The following is an 18,004-nucleotide window of genomic DNA, read 5'->3' as shown; positions in this document are numbered from 1 at the left end:
ATGAGTAAATTGGATATACGAAGGCAGCCACCAACAACAGGCAAACCGATATATAAGCACGAATATGAGCGGACGGCGTTTGATTATACGACTATTGTGTTTGCGTATGTATTTGCTCCGGTTGGCTTTATATTGGCTGCCATTCGGTTATTATCTACACATTCCAAGAGACAGCGCAAAGCAAGCAATATTAACCTGTTTTATCATGCGTGTATGGGTGCCTTTGTAGAATTGGCGATCTATTACATTATTAGCAAGCTACTCGGTCAAATCGATTATGTCGCACTCTTGATCAGGCTGGTGATTATCTACGCATTGTTTAGGATTCCCGCCATCAAATTGTCGGTTAGGGCCGTAGGATGGAGAGAGGGATTCACCTATCTTTGCAATGACTATATCGCATTGGTTCTTGTGGACGGCATAAGGCATATCGGCAGCCTATCCGATATTCGCGGATTCAGTGAAGAGAACGTCCGCGAGGTTTTGGAATATTTAAAAGATCAGGGAGTACTTTCTCCAGATATTGTTTATTATGAAGGACGTGTAGACAATCCATTTGTAAAATTGCCGCCGAAGCTTATTTATTCCAAACGGGCACAAGCACTGGTGCGTGCGCCTGAGAATAACCTTCGCTACCGTAACAAGCGAGACCGGACAGTGTTTGATCGAATCATCATGGCGATTGCCTATTTGTTTGCTCCGCTTGGGTTTGTACTTGCGATGCTTCGTTTTGTAAGCACTCATTATAAGAATGAGCGGAAATCATTTAACTACAAATTGCTCTATCATGTATGTATGGGAGCTTTTATGGAACTTGCCGTCCTCTTCGCCGTGGGGACCTACAAAGGGGATTTTAAGTGGTTCACTTTATTGATCATTCTGGTGGTCCTCTACTTGATCTTTATAATTCCGGCGGACAGCTTTGCAGGGAGGGCTACCTTCGCAACAGAAAACTTTGATTTTCTGTGCAAGAAGTATCTCATGCTGATCATAGTGGATGATGTTAGACATATTGGTAATTTAGCTGATATCACGAAACAAAGTGAAGATGATGTACGTAGAGACCTACGGTATTTGGTGAGATGGGGGTTACTTGCTTCTGATCTTGTCTATTATGAAGGACGTGTTAAGCTCTTAGATAAACAACCGCCCAATCTTGTGCATCCTGACCGGGCACAGCCCTCCGCGGCATCAGAGAACCAGCCATCATCCGGGCGGCAGTCATTACCGGAGAATAGGCCTAAGCCACCTGTCCAACTGCCGAAATCCATCGTTTGTCCGAGTTGCGGTGCTAAGAGTAGAGTACTTCCTGGGCAGGATAAAATCTGTGACTATTGCGGGACGACGATTCCATACAGTTAGTGTACATACGATTGCCTGCTGCCCCCGGGAATCCGGGGGTTTTGCTGCACCGTACTCCCTGGCCTCAGAGTATACATATAAAGTTATTGCATTTTATAAGTCTTTTCCGATATAATGTCCACTAAGAAAACACAAAAGTCTTTGAGGTGAGGACGTTCGTGAAAGAACGCTATTATTTGGTCCGTGAGGACATATTACCTGATGCCGTACTTAAGACTATGCAGGTCAAACAATTGCTTGAGGCCGGGGATGCGAAGACCGTACATGAGGGTGTAGAACAGGTAGGATTAAGCCGGAGCGCTTTTTATAAATACAAGGATGGCATTCACCTGATCCATCAGCTCGAACGTGAGCGAATTGTTACGATCTCCATGGATTTGGAACATGAATCGGGGATGCTCTCCAAGGTTCTAGGATCTGTGGCGGGGCATGGGGCTAACGTGCTGACGATTCACCAGAGTATTCCGCTACAAGGACGAGCGAATGTGGTGATTTCCGTGGAAATCTCACATTTGAATGAGGAGCTCGGAGAGATGCTTGATAGTCTGAAGAATATTCCGGGAGTGAAGCGCGCCCTAATCGTTGGACAGGGATAGAGAAATTATATACGTAAAACTTTTAGGAGGATACTGATGAAGCCGGTTAAAGTAGGATTGCTGGGTCTGGGAACAGTTGGTACAGGTGTAGTTCGTATCGTGGAAGGAAATCAGGAGGATTTGAGCAGTCAAGTAGGCTCTCCAATACTCATTGAGCGCATAGCGGTGAATAATTCCAATAAGCTCCGTGATATTGAGGTCGACCCTGCCAAAATAACAACAGATCCATGGGATGTTATTCGTGACCCTGAGATCGATGTAATCGTTGAAGTGATGGGTGGTATCGATGGAACAAAGGAATATATTCTTGAAGCTTTGGACCGCGGTAAACATGTCGTAACTGCGAATAAGGACTTGATGGCGCTGCACGGTTCGGAGATTCTGGCTAAGGCGCAAGAGAAGCAATGTGATGTCTTTTATGAGGCTAGCGTTGCAGGTGGTATTCCGATTATTCGGACGCTTATCGAAGGCTTTTCTTCAGATAAGATCATGAAGATTATAGGTATTGTGAATGGAACAACTAATTACATACTAACCAAAATGAGCCAAGAAGGCGCATCCTACAATGATGTGTTAAAAGAAGCGCAGGATTTAGGATATGCAGAGGCTGATCCAACTTCCGATGTTGAAGGTCTGGATGCTGCCCGCAAAATGGCGATTCTCGGGACCCTAGGCTTCCGTACTAACGTGGAGCTACATGACGTCAGTGTGAGCGGGATTTCAGAAGTGAGTAAAGCCGATATTGCCTTTGCAAAGCGTCTCGGATACGAAATCAAGCTGCTAGGTATTGCTGAACGTCAGGATGAGGAATTCAGTATCAGTGTTCAACCGACCTTGATTCGAGCAAGTCACCCACTTGCATCTGTAAATGGTGTCTTCAATGCAGTTTATGTGTATGGTGAGGCAGTAGGAGAGACGATGTTCTATGGTGCGGGCGCGGGTGCAATGCCAACGGCAACTTCGGTAGTAGCTGACTTGGTAGCCATTATTAAGAACCTCAAGCTGGGTGTTAATGGATTGAAGCAAAAAGTACCTTATAAGCAGAAGAAGCTTAAGAGTGATGAGGATATCTTTTATAAAAACTTCCTACTTTTACACGTTGATGATAAAGCAGGCGTATTGGCCAAGATTACTCAGGTGTTTGCCGAGTATGACGTGAGTCTTGATTCGGTAGTTCAGCAAGCCAATCCAAATAATCCTGATGCGGAGATTATTATTGTTACCCATAACGCCAGCAAAGCAAGTATGAATAAAGTGCTGCGCCACTTTAATGAACTGAAAGTCATCCACCGGATCAAGAGTCACTACCGTGTGGAAGGTTAGCACTGTAGATGGACTATACTTTCTATATTTAAACAATGAGTAAGGAGATTGCACCTGTTATGAGTACTTATGGAGTAGCAAGGGTTAAAGTACCTGCTAGTACTGCCAATCTTGGTCCGGGCTTCGATACTCTTGGCATGGCATTGCCGCTGTATGCCTGGATTGAGATGGAGGAAGCAGAGGAGACAGTTTTTCATCTATATGGTGACGAGATGAAGGGAGTGGCTCGGGATAAGAGTAATTTACTCTATCAGGTCGCTCAAATGGTATTTGCAGAGGCTGGCGTTACGGTGCCTGAAATATCTATTTCGATGTACTCTGAGATTCCGCTTACGCGTGGACTCGGCAGCAGTGCCTCGGCCATCATTGGGGGCATGGTCGCAGCTAATACGATGATCGGCTCTCCGCTCGATGATGCCAAGCTGTTTGATATGGCTACCCAGCTTGAGAAGCATCCTGACAATGTAGGAGCTTCCTTGTTTGGTGGCATCATTACCGCAGTGTGGGATGGTGATCATGCGGATTACGTTCGCCTTGATCCACCTCAAGACCTTGAGGTTCTCGTGGTTATTCCAGAATTCGAGCTGGAAACCACAAAAGCACGGGGAGTGCTTCCAACAGAAATCTCAGTTAGTGATGCTGTGTACAACATCAGCAGAACCTCTTTAATGACAGCCTCGTTTGCATCAGGTCGGCTTGACCTGATCAGTAGAGCGATGCAGGATCGTCTGCATCAGCCCTATCGTGCAGCGCTTATTCCAGGCATGGAGAAGCTGCTCGCGGAAGCACCTAACCATGGTGCTTTAGGAATCGCACTTAGCGGTGCCGGTCCTACCCTACTGTGTTTAGTTGATCGCCATGAGACTCGTAAGCGAGAGCTTGAGGCTTTCCTGATGAATACGATGCAAGAACACGGTATCTCTGCTCAGACTTGCTGGCTGATGCCTTGTACTTCAGGTGTTACATCAGAGCTTCTTGAAAGAAACGAGATGCAAAACGTATCATTTTTGGATATGATAAAAGGAGAAGTACGGTTATGAAATCAATAGCGGTATTGCCGCAGGGCTCGGTATCTCACGAAGCGCTGCTGCATTTGTTTAACGGCGAGCCTGTAAAAATTGTGCATCACAAGCTAATTTCCGATGTCTTTCTCTCTACGGCTGGTGGCACCACTGATTACAGCGTTATCCCGATTGAGAATACTATTGAAGGCTCAGTTAGTCTACATATTGATTGGCTCATTAATGAGGTCGATCTGCCTATGCAGGCTGAATGGATCTTTCCATCGATACAGAATCTCATCGGCCACCCGCTGGAATTCAGAGATACGAACGGCAATAAGGATTTCACTAAAATTAAAAAAATCCTTTCGCATCCTGTTGCAATGGCACAATGCATGCAATTTGTTCGGAAGCATGCACCTTGGGCTGAACTGGAGTCGGTCGGAAGCACCTCTGAAGCTGTTGAAATCGTTAAGAACAATCCTGACAAGGGCTGGGCTGCGATTGGTACTGCTCTTGGCGCAGCAACTCATGGGCTGGAGATTGTTGATCGGAAAGTTACAGATCACAACAACAACTACACGCGATTTGTCCTTGTCGGTCCGCAGAAGGTTGATCTTCCACGGAGCAGCAATGGTGTAAAGACGAGTGTCCTAGTTACGCTGCCGGAGGATTTTCCCGGTGCTTTGCATCAGGTCCTCGCTGCCTTTTCTTGGCGGAAGCTGAATTTATCGCGTATTGAATCACGACCAACGAAAAAGAAGTTGGGTACTTATTATTTTTATATTGATGTGCTGGAACCGATAGAATCAGTCCTGCTGCCAGGAGCGATTGAAGAGATTAGCGCTTTAGGCTGTCAGGTTCGGATTCTGGGCTCGTATCCCACATACACCTATGAGGAAGAGAAAGCGGAGGTGCAGTAAATTCATGGCTGAACAATGGATCTATCTGGATGGACAACACGTAACTAAGGAAAATGCAAAGGTATCCGTTTTTGATCACGGTTTTTTGTATGGAGACGGCATATTTGAAGGTATTCGTATCTACAATGGTAATATTTTTAAATGTAAAGAGCATTTGGACAGACTATATGATTCGGCGAAGTCGATCATGCTGGACATTCCGCTCACTTATGACGAGATGCTGGAAGCTATGGCTGAAACGATTCGCCTTAACGACATGCGTAACGGTTATATTCGACTGATCGTATCCCGTGGTCCTGGTAACTTGGGTCTTGATCCACGCCGTTGCCCTAAAGCCAGTGTAATCATTATCGTTGAACAATTAGCTATTTACCCAGAGCAAGCGTACATTAATGGGCTTCGTGCTGTTTCTGTATCCCAACGTCGTAATATTCCGGATGCACTGAATCCGAAGATTAAATCGCTTAACTATCTCAACAATATCCTAGTGAAAATCCAGTCCAATCTGGCAGAAGCCGATGAAGCAATCATGATGAATGCTCAAGGATATGTTACTGAAGGATCTGGAGATAATATTTTCATCATCAAAAATGGTGTGGTCTTTACTCCTCCATGCTATTTGGGAGCGCTTGAAGGAATCACACGTCTGGCGATCATCGAGTTATGTGAGAAATTAGGTATTAAGCTAAAAGAAGAACCATTCACTATGCATGATGTTTACATAGCGGACGAGGTATTCTTCACAGGTACTGCTGCTGAAGTTATTGCTGCGCGTGAAATTGACGGCCGAATCATTGGTGAAGGACAAGCGGGTCCAATCACTTTGAAATTGCTTGAAGAGTTCCGCAATGTTGTTGACAAAGATGGCTACAAGGTTTGGGAATAACAGTTAATCATACAATTTTCTCTTTACATGCTAGTCGTGTAATGAGTATTGAATAGGCATTAGATATCCTTTCATGCATATGAAGAAGATGGCCGGAGGTCTCTGGTAAATCTTTTCATGTCTCATGAAAGGATTTTTTTTATTTCAGGGATGTCATTCGCCCATGGGCTGCATAAGATGTAGTAACGAAGGAGGCGGCTGTACCGCATATAACTCTGTAAGAGAGCAATGTTCCATCCAAAGGGTGTTTGCTTTCAAAGCCAGTTTTGCTGTGTAGCTGTAAGAAAGCAATACTCCACAAAACTTTTAGGAGGTTAATGCTACGTGAAAATACACATTGTCAAACAAGGCGATAGTCTGTATGCATTATCGCAAAAGTACGGAGTGCCGTTACAAAAAATTATTGAAGCTAATCCACAGATCAGTAATCCGAATGTGCTGGCACTTGGTGAAAAAGTAAAAATACCTACGGCTCCTGTATCCGTACCGGATAACAGTGAAGTTTACTACAAGCATACAGTCAAACAAGGAGATACCTTATGGAAATTATCTAAGGCGTGGGGAATCCCTTTAAAAGATATGGTTGAAGCAAACCCCCAACTGAAGAATCCGAATGTACTGATGTTAGGGGAAGTAGTCAACATTCCTAAAAAGACATCAAACGCTTCACCCGTACAGCCAGGCTACATGCCTTCTAATGCTTCTGAGAAAACACAAGTTGGCGGGAAGGAATATACGGGTCCAAAAGAACAGCCAGTAGCTGAGGTAGTTCCTGCACCAAAACCGGAAACTAAACCAGAGGTCAAACCAGAAACTAAACCGGAAGCAAAAGCAGAAAATAAACCAGAGGCAAAAGCAGAAAATAAACCAGAAGCTAAAGCGGAAACTAAACCTGCACCTAAATCATCGCCAAATATCTCGCCTTTGTACAATTCTGCACCACACCCATCGATGAACATGGCCCCTATTAATACTCAAAATGCTGCACCTAATGCTGCGCCGAATATGCAAATGGAAGTTGCTCCTGTGCAAGAAATTGAAATGCAGAGCCTATTTGTTCAGATTACAGTTCCAAATCAAGAGCCTGTAGCTCATCATGAGGCAGCAAAAGCTGAGATAAAGCCAGTGGCTTGCAAAGAGGAAAAGGCAGATGCTTGTGACAACATGGGATATCCAGGCCTAGGAGGAAATCCTTATCTCTATGATTCTTATCAAAATAGCCCAAATATGAACATGAATTGGGCACCAAGTTATGTTCAACCGGCGTCATATGGACCTGAATGCATGTCTCCATACTACTTTTCAGAAAATATGTATTCACCTAACATGAGTCCAGAACAATGGAATCCGAATGCTGCACCTAATGTGAGTCCAGAACAATGGAATCCGAATGCTGCACCTAATGTGAGTCCAGAACAATGGAATCCGAATTCTGCGCCTAATGTGAGCCCAGAACAATACATGAGTCCAGAACAATGGAATCCGAATGCTGCGTCTAACATGAGTCCAGAACAATGGAATCCGAACGCTTGGCCTAATATGAGTCCGGAACAATGGAATCCGAACGCTTGGCCTAATATGAGTCCGGAACAATGGAATCCGAACGCTTGGCCTAATATGAGTCCGGAACAATGGAATCCGAATGCTGCGCCTAACGTGAGTCCAGAACAATGGAATCCAAATGCTGCACCTAACAATATGGAGGCTAATGTTTCAGGGATGAACCCGATGTATGGGATGTCACCGAACCTTCCTTGGCCAACTACTTGTGGGTGTGGGGGAATGCATGTTCAACCCTATTCATATGAAATGCCCGTATATAATACCTATCCTGCATATGGAAACCCAAATGCATTCTCTGCTTATGGAGCGGGAACACCTAATCAGGGAATAGTTCCAGCATCTCCTCTTGGAGCTTTTGGCGGGCCGATAATGTCGAGTATTCCGTCTAATCCGCAGTATCCAGGTATTGGTAATTATTCACAGCATAATCGGGTTCCGGAAATCCAAGATCCTGAAACGTTTGTACAGGACACTCCCGAAGTTGCTAGAACAGTGAGTGAGGAATCTACTTCTGGTGCTTCTCTCAAGAGCAAGGGAACTGCAACGAAGGAAACGGCATCAAAAGCAAAGACCTCGAGTCAAAGCAGCAGTAAGAAAAACAAAACAGCTGTGAAGTCTCAACGTTCAAATGCTGGTGGTCGTACAGAGAGCTCAAAGAAACGCAGAAATCCGTGGATTTCTAATTAATACAGTTCTAAACTAACATCCAATCTCTATTTAACGTGTAGGTTCTGATTATTAGAATCTGCACGTTTTTTATGAGAAGATGGGAACGAGAATTAGGACTGAGGCGAAAGTACTTATTTATGTTTTTTGAATTTAGGGGTTGTTTTTAGAGTGGGTTATATGTTACATTATAAATCCAGTCGCAAAGAGGAGATATAAACTTTCGGTTGGTGAATGTTAATCCGGATGAAATTACAAAAGACTTTGAAAAAAAAGTGTTGCAATTCATCGGAAAACATGATATATTATAAAAGTTGCTGCTGAGACATTAAACGGCACCAACGAGAACTTGATCTTTGAAAACTGAACAACGAGTGAGTAGGAAATCACGAAAGTGAAATTCCAAAATTAGAGAATTAATTTTCTCGTCAGATGTTTCAAAATGAGCATATCGCTCTTTTCAATACTAATTGGAGAGTTTGATCCTGGCTCAGGACGAACGCTGGCGGCGTGCCTAATACATGCAAGTCGAGCGGAGTTACTTTGAAAGCTTGCTTTCAAAGTAACTTAGCGGCGGACGGGTGAGTAACACGTAGGCAACCTGCCCCTTAGACTGGGATAACTACCGGAAACGGTAGCTAATACCGGATAATTTCTTTTTTCTCCTGAAGGAAGAATGAAAGACGGAGCAATCTGTCACTGAGGGATGGGCCTGCGGCGCATTAGCTAGTTGGTGGGGTAACGGCCCACCAAGGCGACGATGCGTAGCCGACCTGAGAGGGTGAACGGCCACACTGGGACTGAGACACGGCCCAGACTCCTACGGGAGGCAGCAGTAGGGAATCTTCCGCAATGGACGAAAGTCTGACGGAGCAACGCCGCGTGAGTGATGAAGGTTTTCGGATCGTAAAGCTCTGTTGCCAGGGAAGAACGTCCGGTAGAGTAACTGCTATCGGAGTGACGGTACCTGAGAAGAAAGCCCCGGCTAACTACGTGCCAGCAGCCGCGGTAATACGTAGGGGGCAAGCGTTGTCCGGAATTATTGGGCGTAAAGCGCGCGCAGGCGGTCATTTAAGTCTGGTGTTTAAACCTTGGGCTCAACCTGAGGTCGCACTGGAAACTGGGTGACTTGAGTACAGAAGAGGAAAGTGGAATTCCACGTGTAGCGGTGAAATGCGTAGATATGTGGAGGAACACCAGTGGCGAAGGCGACTTTCTGGGCTGTAACTGACGCTGAGGCGCGAAAGCGTGGGGAGCAAACAGGATTAGATACCCTGGTAGTCCACGCCGTAAACGATGAGTGCTAGGTGTTAGGGGTTTCGATACCCTTGGTGCCGAAGTTAACACAGTAAGCACTCCGCCTGGGGAGTACGGTCGCAAGACTGAAACTCAAAGGAATTGACGGGGACCCGCACAAGCAGTGGAGTATGTGGTTTAATTCGAAGCAACGCGAAGAACCTTACCAGGTCTTGACATCCCTCTGAATCCACTAGAGATAGTGGCGGCCTTCGGGACAGAGGAGACAGGTGGTGCATGGTTGTCGTCAGCTCGTGTCGTGAGATGTTGGGTTAAGTCCCGCAACGAGCGCAACCCTTAACTTTAGTTGCCAGCAGGTTAAGCTGGGCACTCTAGAGTGACTGCCGGTGACAAACCGGAGGAAGGTGGGGATGACGTCAAATCATCATGCCCCTTATGACCTGGGCTACACACGTACTACAATGGCCGGTACAACGGGAAGCGAAACCGCGAGGTGAAGCCAATCCCATCAAAGCCGGTCTCAGTTCGGATTGCAGGCTGCAACTCGCCTGCATGAAGTCGGAATTGCTAGTAATCGCGGATCAGCATGCCGCGGTGAATACGTTCCCGGGTCTTGTACACACCGCCCGTCACACCACGAGAGTTTACAACACCCGAAGTCGGTGGGGTAACCCGCAAGGGAGCCAGCCGCCGAAGGTGGGGTAGATGATTGGGGTGAAGTCGTAACAAGGTAGCCGTATCGGAAGGTGCGGCTGGATCACCTCCTTTCTATGGAGAATCGTCTTCTGCAATGAAGACATTCAAATCGGAAGTTAAACTTCCACAATCTCAGGTTTAGGCCTGTTACTCACTCGTTGCTCAGTTTTGAGAGTTTAAGCTCTCATCTTTAAACTTGATCCTTGAAAACTGGATACCGAAACGAATTTGCGTTTTAGAACATCTTTTAGCAACTTGTGCAAACAAGTAAATGTTATTAGTGAGATTTTTCTTAGGAAAAATCAAGGTTAAGCTAATAAGAGCACACGGAGGATGCCTAGGCGCCAGGAGCCGACGAAGGACGTGGCGAACAACGAAACTGCCTCGGGGAGCTGTAAGCAAGCTTTGATCCGGGGGTGTCCGAATGGGGAAACCCAGCTGTGGTAATTCGCAGTTACTCATCTCTGAACACATAGGAGATGTAGAGGCAGACCAGGGGAACTGAAACATCTAAGTACCCTGAGGAAGAGAAAACAATAGTGATTCCGTCAGTAGCGGCGAGCGAACGCGGAACAGCCTAAACCTAAGAGCTTGCTCTTAGGGGTTGTGGGACGTCTCACATGGAGTTACAAAGGAATATGGTAGGCGAAGAGGTCTGGAAAGGCCCGCGATAGAGGTAAAAGCCCTGTAACCTAAACTGTGTTCTCTCCGAGACGGATCCCGAGTAGTGCGGGGCACGTGAAACCCCGTATGAATCCAGCAGGACCATCTGCTAAGGCTAAATACTACCTGGCGACCGATAGTGAAACAGTACCGTGAGGGAAAGGTGAAAAGCACCCCGGAAGGGGAGTGAAATAGAACCTGAAACCGTGTGCTTACAAAAAGTCAGAGCCCTATCTATGGGTGATGGCGTGCCTTTTGTAGAATGAACCGGCGAGTTACGTTTAACATGCAAGGTTAAGTCGAGAAGACGGAGCCGCAGCGAAAGCGAGTCTGAATAGGGCGATTTAGTATGTGGACGTAGACCCGAAACCGTGTGATCTACCCCTGTCCAGGGTGAAGGTGCGGTAACACGCACTGGAGGCCCGAACCCACGCATGTTGAAAAATGCGGGGATGAGGTGGGGGTAGCGGAGAAATTCCAATCGAACTCGGAGATAGCTGGTTCTCCCCGAAATAGCTTTAGGGCTAGCCTCGGTATAAGAGTAGTGGAGGTAGAGCACTGATTGGGTGCGGGGTCCGCAAGGATTACCAAGCTCAGTCAAACTCCGAATGCCATATACTTATTGCCGGGAGTCAGACAGTGAGTGCTAAGATCCATTGTCAAAAGGGAAACAGCCCAGACCATCAGCTAAGGTCCCCAAGTGTGTGTTAAGTGGGAAAGGATGTGGAGTTGCACAGACAACCAGGATGTTGGCTTAGAAGCAGCCACCATTGAAAGAGTGCGTAATAGCTCACTGGTCGAGTGACTCTGCGCCGAAAATGTAACGGGGCTAAACACACCACCGAAGCTATGGCTAGATACGTATGTATCTGGGGTAGGGGAGCGTTGTATGTGGGTTGAAGGTGTACCGTAAGGAGCGCTGGACAGCATACAAGTGAGAATGCCGGTATGAGTAACGAAAAGATCAGTGAGAATCTGATCCGCCGAAAGCCCAAGGTTTCCTGAGGAAGGCTCGTCCGCTCAGGGTAAGTCGGGACCTAAGGCGAGGCCGAAAGGCGTAGTCGAAGGACAACAGTTTGAAATTACTGTACCACCGTAATCCGCTATGAGCGATGGGGTGACGCAGGAGGGTAGTGACGCGGACTGATGGATATGTCCGTCTAAGCAGTGAGGCTGATGTGTAGGCAAATCCGCACATCATTAAGGCTGGGCTGTGATGGGGAGCGAAAATTATAGTAGCGAAGGTCATGATCTCACACTGCCAAGAAAAGCCTCTAGCCAGGAGAAGGTGCCCGTACCGCAAACCGACACAGGTAGGCGAGAAGAGAATTCTAAGGCGCGCGGAAGAACTCTCGTTAAGGAACTCGGCAAAATGACCCCGTAACTTCGGGAGAAGGGGTGCCCCGGTAGTGTGAATAGCACGAGGGGGCCGCAGTGAAAAGGCCCAAGCGACTGTTTAGCAAAAACACAGGTCTGTGCGAAGCCGCAAGGCGAAGTATACGGGCTGACGCCTGCCCGGTGCTGGAAGGTTAAGGGGAGTGGTTAGGGGTAACCCGAAGCTATGAACCGAAGCCCCAGTAAACGGCGGCCGTAACTATAACGGTCCTAAGGTAGCGAAATTCCTTGTCAGGTAAATTCTGACCCGCACGAATGGCGTAACGACTTGGGCGCTGTCTCAACGAGAGATCCGGTGAAATTTTAATACCTGTGAAGATGCAGGTTACCCGCGACAAGACGGAAAGACCCCATGGAGCTTTACTGCAGCTTGATATTGAATTTGGGTACGATCTGTACAGGATAGGTGGGAGCCGTAGAAATCGGAGCGCAAGCTTCGGTGGAGGCGCCGTTGGGATACCACCCTGATCGTATCTAGGTTCTAACCTAGTACCCTAATCGGGTACGGGGACCGTGTCAGGCGGGCAGTTTGACTGGGGCGGTCGCCTCCTAAAGAGTAACGGAGGCGTTCCAAGGTTCCCTCAGAATGGTTGGAAATCATTCGAAGAGTGCAAAGGCATAAGGGAGCTTGACTGCGAGACCTACAAGTCGAGCAGGGACGAAAGTCGGACTTAGTGATCCGGTGGTACCGCATGGAAGGGCCATCGCTCAACGGATAAAAGCTACCCTGGGGATAACAGGCTTATCTCCCCCAAGAGTCCACATCGACGGGGAGGTTTGGCACCTCGATGTCGGCTCATCGCATCCTGGGGCTGAAGTAGGTCCCAAGGGTTGGGCTGTTCGCCCATTAAAGCGGTACGCGAGCTGGGTTCAGAACGTCGTGAGACAGTTCGGTCCCTATCTGTCGTGGGCGCAGGAAATTTGAGAGGAGCTGTCCTTAGTACGAGAGGACCGGGATGGACGTACCGCTGGTGCACCAGTTGTTTCGCCAGAAGCATGGCTGGGTAGCTACGTACGGACGGGATAAGCGCTGAAAGCATCTAAGCGTGAAGCCCCCCTCAAGATGAGATTTCCCAATTAGTAAGACCCCTTGAAGACGACGAGGTAGATAGGTTGGAGGTGGAAGTGCAGTAATGCATGGAGCTGACCAATACTAATCGGTCGAGGGCTTATCCTACACTTAAAACGCAAATTCGATTCGGATTCAGTTTTCAGGAATTAAGTTCTAAATCATATGGTCCTAGTGGCTGTATGATGATGAATTTGTTTTCAGCATTTGGCGATGCTGAGACCTGAATAATGCATTTACGCTGTAAATGCCCGTTTGGTGGCGATAGCGGAGGGGTTCCACGCGTACCCATCCCGAACACGACCGTTAAGCCCTCCAGCGCCGATGGTACTTGGACCGAAGGGTCCTGGGAGAGTAGGACGTTGCCAAGCACGCAAGACCACTGTTGAGTAATCGACAGTGGTCTTTTTGTTGTGCCTTGTAGAGTGAATTTGCTTGTAAGGGTTTTTATGATAAAGTGGTTTAATAGAGTCACTAATAGATTATTCATGGGGGATAAAGATCTTGATTATATGGATCAATGGAGCTTTTGGTGCGGGGAAGACAGAAACTGCATATGAATTACATCGCAGACTTCCTGATTCTTTTGTATACGATCCAGAGAATGTAGGGTATTACATAAGAGCAAACATTCCCGATGTGATGACAAAAAGTGACTTTCAGAACTATTATCTTTGGCGTGAAATTAACCATTCCATGTTAAAATACATAGCTAGCGAATATAGGGGAACGATTATCGTACCTATGACCATAGTCAACCCAGAATATTGGATGGACATTGCTGGAAATCTAATAAATGAGGGATTAGAGGTTCATCATTTTACTTTGTGTGCCTCACGAGAGACGCTGCTCAAGAGATTGGGTGGTAGAGGTGAAGGGAATGACTCATGGGCCGTTCAACAGATCGACAGATGCCTCACAGGGCTTAATAAGGACGTATTTAAAGACCATTTAGACACAAATAACCTGACTACTCTAGGAGTCGTAAAGATGATAGCTAGTAAGCTTGATATCACTTTAACGCCTATTATAGAAGAAAAGTGAAAATATATTAATTTAGGTATTGCTATACTTCGAAATACATGATATAATATTTTTTGTTGTCAAAACATTTTGTTTTCAATACGGCCCGTTGGTCAAGGGGTTAAGACACCTCCCTTTCACGGAGGTAACATGGGTTCGAATCCCATACGGGTCACCAATTTCTTTAAAACGTAATTGTTCTTCTGAAATAAAATGTTGCATTACAGGTTGGATTATGTTATGATAATTGAGTTGCTTCTTTACATGGAGGCTTAGCTCAGCTGGGAGAGCATCTGCCTTACAAGCAGAGGGTCGGGGGTTCGATCCCCTCAGCCTCCACCATGAAGCTTTCTTATGGTAATGAATAGCTAAATATTTTTAATGACGCGGGGTGGAGCAGCCCGGTAGCTCGTCGGGCTCATAACCCGAAGGCCGCAGGTTCAAATCCTGCCCCCGCAACCAATTTTCATCAAGCAATTATATCTTTTGGAACCGTGGTGTAGTTGGCCTAACATGCCTGCCTGTCACGCAGGAGATCGCGAGTTCGAATCTCGTCGGTTCCGCCATTTTTCTTGCTTCATGAGCCATTAGCTCAGTTGGTAGAGCACCTGACTTTTAATCAGGGTGTCGAAGGTTCGAGTCCTTCATGGCTCACTTCTTAAGTGAGTCGGACACTAATACATACCGTGTGCGGACGTGGCTCAGCGGTAGAGCATCGCCTTGCCAAGGCGAGGGTCGCGGGTTCGATTCCCGTCGTCCGCTCCATATAAATTTTGCGCCCTTAGCTCAGCTGGATAGAGCGTTTGACTACGAATCAAAAGGCCGGGAGTTCGAATCTCTCAGGGCGCGCCATATTTTAACTTCATACTTTGCCGGCGTGGCGGAATGGCAGACGCGCTCGACTCAAAATCGAGAGGGAAACCGTGGAGGTTCGAGTCCTCTCGCCGGTATCAATTAGCAAGCGAAGCTCTTATGCGTTAAGCTAAGGGCTTTTGCTTTTCAAGTATAGTAAGGTAAATCATTATATTGTGGACTCTTAGCTCAGTTGGTAGAGCAGTAGACTCTTAATCTATTTGTCCAGGGTTCGAGCCCCTGAGAGTCCATCCTTAAAAGAAACGGCAGAGATGCCGTTTCTTTTTTTATAAGAGTTATACGGTTTCAATTATAGTCACAAAAAAAGCCACAAAGTACGATATTAGCGTACTTCGTGGCTTTTGATATTTATGGAAGGATATTACCCGCAGCGCGGTAAATTTCATACCATTCTGGTCTGGTGAGTGTAATATCGGATGCTTTGGCAATATCCCGCAATCGCTGCGTATTGGTTGTACCTACAACAGGCTGCATATTTGCCGGATGTCTTAGAATCCAGGCAATGGCAATAGCGGTATTGGTAACCTCTTTTTCAGCTGCTAAGCGGTTAATGACCTCGTTCAATTCAGGGAACTTGTCGTTGTCCAAGAATACACCTTCAAAGAACCCATATTGGAAAGGTGACCATGGCTGAATGGTCATGTCGTGTAGACGGCTGTACTCTAAGATCCCGCCGTCATGGACAACCGAACCGGAGTTGGTCATATTCACATTAAAGCCTGTATCAATCATCCCCGTAAACATAATGCTCAATTGCAGCTGGTTGAACAGCAGCGGTTGCTTTACATTTTTCTTAAGTAGCTCGATTTGTAACGGGTTCTGGTTGCTGACACCAAAATGCTTGACCAATCCCTTGCTCTCCAGAATGTCAAAAGCCTCAGCCACTTCTTCCGGCTCGAACAGCGTGTCAGGACGGTGAAGCAAGAGCACATCGATATAATCGGTCTTCAAGCGTTTTAGGCTACCCTCTACGGATTGTAGGATATGCTCTTTGGAAAAATCAAAATAGCCCTTGCGGATTCCGCATTTGGTTTGGATCAGCATTTTATCACGCATACCAGGATTGTTCTGAAGTACCCCTGCGAATACTTCTTCAGCTTTGCCGTCCGCATAAATGTCGGCATGATCAAAGAAGTCTATTCCGAGCTCCAACGCACTATGTACATGTGTATCAGCCTCTTTTGCAGACAAATCCGCAATCCGCATACAGCCCAGCGAAATTTGGGATACGTCAAGTACACCATTCGCTACACTAATTTTCTTAACCATGAGTGATTCACTCCTTAGAATGTAAGTTAGAACTTGCAGTATTCTATCAAACCATATCACAAAGTGGGAGGCTAAGCCAATATGCCCTACGACGTATAGGTAGGTTGTAAGCAAAGTACAAAAAAGAGGCCGCCACATCAGTAGACTTCACTACTTTTGCAGACAACCTCTTTGTTTATACATCCAGAATTAGCATATGGATGTATTCAGAATCATTTTAATACATATTCGGAATGTCGACATTAGGATCAATATCTGCTTCGTAGTCTACGCCATCTGTTCTAAAGCCAAACAGATTGAAGAAATCTTGGCGGTAGCCTTCAAGATCAGCCAGCTCACCTGCATTATCAGTTGTCAGCTCGTCCCAACGTTTCATAACCTCTGTCTGGACATCCTCACGCATTTCCCAGTCGTCAATGCGGATCAAGCAGCTTCCGTCAGCAGTAGCCTTGCCTTCACCGTATAGGTGCTCAGAGAACAAGCGATACATTTGTTCAATACAGTTCTCGTGCAGGCCTTTTTCCTTCATCACTTCATAAAGTGCAGAGATATAAAGGGGTACTACAGGAATAGCTGAGCTGGACTGAGTTACGAGCGCCTTATTAACGGATACAAAGGCACGTCCGCCTTTTGATGAAAGAAGGTCATTCATTTGGATCGCAGTCTGTTCCAGATCGTGCTTGGCTTGGCCAATTGTTCCGTCCCGATAGATAGGGTGAGTGATTTCAGGCCCGATGTAGGAGTAAGCAACGGTAGTAGCACCATCTGCAAGGACATCAGCTGCTTGAAGCTGATCGATCCACATTCTCCAGTCTTCGCCTCCCATTACAGCGATGGTCTGACGTACTTCCTCTTCATTAGCAGGCTCAATGGTGGTCATGGTTACTTCGCCTGTATGGAAGTTCAAAGTTTTATTCGAATAAGCTGTTCCCACCGGTTTAATAACGGAGGAGAAGGTTTCTCCTGTTACCGGATGGGTACGACGAGGTGAAGCGACACTATAAATAACTAAATCGATGGTGCCATATTCAGCTTTAATCAGTGCAATGGTCTTCTCTTTAATCGCATCAGAGAAGGCATCGCCAACTATGCTGTGTGATTTAAGTCCAAGCTCTGCTGCTTGTTGTTCAAAGGCAGCGGAGTTGTACCAGCCTGCAGATGCGGTGCGCTGACCTTCCGCAGCCTTATCGAAGAACACACCAATGGTATTGGCGCCAGCACCAAAAGCAGCTGAAATTCTAGAAGCCAGTCCGTATCCGGTAGAGGCACCGATGACAAGTACATTCGCAGGTCCCTCAATTTTCTTTTGTGCTTTTACATATTCAATTTGTTGTTCTATTTGTTTGGCGCATCCCTCTGGATGGGCTGTTGTGCATATAAATCCGCGTGTTTTAGGTTGAATAATCATCAAGGAATTCCCCTTTGTATAAAAATTTAAG

Annotated in this window: 10 protein-coding genes, 9 tRNA genes and 3 rRNA genes; 20 read left to right on the top strand and 2 right to left on the bottom strand. The window is 46.5% G+C overall.

The window, feature by feature from the left end:
- The 20 genes from H70737_RS23425 to H70737_RS23330 all read left to right on the top strand — a co-directional run bounded on the left by H70737_RS23425 (position 1) and on the right by H70737_RS23330 (position 15,526).
- Entirely contained in the window at positions 1 to 1,362 is a 1,362-nt protein-coding gene (locus H70737_RS23425; RefSeq protein WP_042191153.1) for a zinc ribbon domain-containing protein, read from the top strand.
- A 158-nt stretch (positions 1,363 to 1,520) separates the two neighbouring features.
- Positions 1,521 to 1,958, top strand: a complete 438-nt coding sequence (locus H70737_RS23420; protein WP_042130552.1) for an ACT domain-containing protein — start codon at positions 1,521 to 1,523, stop codon at positions 1,956 to 1,958.
- A 36-nt stretch (positions 1,959 to 1,994) separates the two neighbouring features.
- Positions 1,995 to 3,281 (top strand): homoserine dehydrogenase, encoded by a 1,287-nt coding sequence (locus tag H70737_RS23415; protein ID WP_042191151.1) that lies wholly within the window; start codon positions 1,995 to 1,997, stop codon positions 3,279 to 3,281.
- 59 nt (positions 3,282 to 3,340) lie between these two features.
- Positions 3,341 to 4,321, top strand: coding sequence for a homoserine kinase (gene thrB / locus H70737_RS23410; RefSeq protein ID WP_042191148.1), 981 nt, complete (start codon positions 3,341 to 3,343; stop codon positions 4,319 to 4,321).
- The gene (gene pheA, locus H70737_RS23405; protein WP_042191147.1) at positions 4,318 to 5,205 is read left to right on the top strand and encodes a prephenate dehydratase; all 888 of its coding nucleotides are present in this window, start codon (positions 4,318 to 4,320) and stop codon (positions 5,203 to 5,205) included. The genes thrB and pheA overlap by 4 nt, the downstream gene beginning before the upstream one ends.
- A 4-nt stretch (positions 5,206 to 5,209) precedes the next feature.
- The gene (gene ilvE, locus H70737_RS23400) at positions 5,210 to 6,091 is read left to right on the top strand and encodes a branched-chain-amino-acid transaminase (protein WP_042191145.1); all 882 of its coding nucleotides are present in this window, start codon (positions 5,210 to 5,212) and stop codon (positions 6,089 to 6,091) included.
- A 324-nt stretch (positions 6,092 to 6,415) separates the two neighbouring features.
- Positions 6,416 to 8,341 (top strand): LysM peptidoglycan-binding domain-containing protein, encoded by a 1,926-nt coding sequence (locus H70737_RS29950; protein WP_052404395.1) that lies wholly within the window; start codon positions 6,416 to 6,418, stop codon positions 8,339 to 8,341.
- Between the two features lie 446 nt (positions 8,342 to 8,787).
- Positions 8,788 to 10,345, top strand: a 16S ribosomal RNA gene (locus tag H70737_RS23390).
- 234 nt (positions 10,346 to 10,579) lie between these two features.
- Positions 10,580 to 13,508: ribosomal RNA gene (locus H70737_RS23385) — 23S ribosomal RNA — on the top strand.
- Positions 13,509 to 13,654: 146 nt separating this feature from the next.
- Positions 13,655 to 13,771: ribosomal RNA gene (gene rrf, locus H70737_RS23380) — 5S ribosomal RNA — on the top strand.
- Together the 16S, 23S and 5S rRNA genes form the textbook arrangement of a ribosomal RNA operon.
- A gap of 133 nt (positions 13,772 to 13,904) precedes the next feature.
- Positions 13,905 to 14,444, top strand: a complete 540-nt coding sequence (locus H70737_RS23375) for an AAA family ATPase (protein ID WP_042191143.1) — start codon at positions 13,905 to 13,907, stop codon at positions 14,442 to 14,444.
- Positions 14,445 to 14,526: 82 nt separating this feature from the next.
- A tRNA-Glu gene (locus H70737_RS23370) sits at positions 14,527 to 14,601 on the top strand.
- An 88-nt stretch (positions 14,602 to 14,689) separates the two neighbouring features.
- Positions 14,690 to 14,765: transfer RNA gene (locus tag H70737_RS23365), tRNA-Val, on the top strand.
- A 43-nt stretch (positions 14,766 to 14,808) separates the two neighbouring features.
- Positions 14,809 to 14,885 (top strand) — tRNA-Met (locus H70737_RS23360).
- Positions 14,886 to 14,911: 26 nt separating this feature from the next.
- Positions 14,912 to 14,989, top strand: a tRNA-Asp gene (locus H70737_RS23355).
- Between the two features lie 15 nt (positions 14,990 to 15,004).
- Positions 15,005 to 15,077, top strand: a tRNA-Lys gene (locus H70737_RS23350).
- A gap of 36 nt (positions 15,078 to 15,113) precedes the next feature.
- Positions 15,114 to 15,188 (top strand) — tRNA-Gly (locus H70737_RS23345).
- Between the two features lie 10 nt (positions 15,189 to 15,198).
- Positions 15,199 to 15,275: transfer RNA gene (locus H70737_RS23340), tRNA-Arg, on the top strand.
- A 19-nt stretch (positions 15,276 to 15,294) separates the two neighbouring features.
- Positions 15,295 to 15,373: transfer RNA gene (locus H70737_RS23335), tRNA-Leu, on the top strand.
- Positions 15,374 to 15,453: 80 nt separating this feature from the next.
- Positions 15,454 to 15,526 (top strand) — tRNA-Lys (locus H70737_RS23330).
- A gap of 118 nt (positions 15,527 to 15,644) precedes the next feature.
- On the opposite strand, the gene H70737_RS23325 is transcribed toward H70737_RS23330, so the two are convergent.
- Positions 15,645 to 16,565, bottom strand: coding sequence for an aldo/keto reductase (locus H70737_RS23325; protein ID WP_042191140.1), 921 nt, complete (start codon positions 16,563 to 16,565; stop codon positions 15,645 to 15,647).
- A gap of 217 nt (positions 16,566 to 16,782) precedes the next feature.
- On the bottom strand, positions 16,783 to 17,973 hold the full coding sequence (gene fabV / locus H70737_RS23320; protein ID WP_042191138.1) for an enoyl-ACP reductase FabV: 1,191 nt from the start codon (positions 17,971 to 17,973) through the stop codon (positions 16,783 to 16,785).
- Positions 17,974 to 18,004: the final 31 nt, after the last annotated feature.

The organism is Paenibacillus sp. FSL H7-0737, from assembly GCF_000758545.1.
Taxonomy (GTDB): Bacteria; Bacillota; Bacilli; order Paenibacillales; family Paenibacillaceae; genus Paenibacillus_AQ.
The sequence above is the reverse complement of the archived record's forward strand: the minus strand, read 5'-3'. Positions and strand labels throughout refer to the sequence as shown.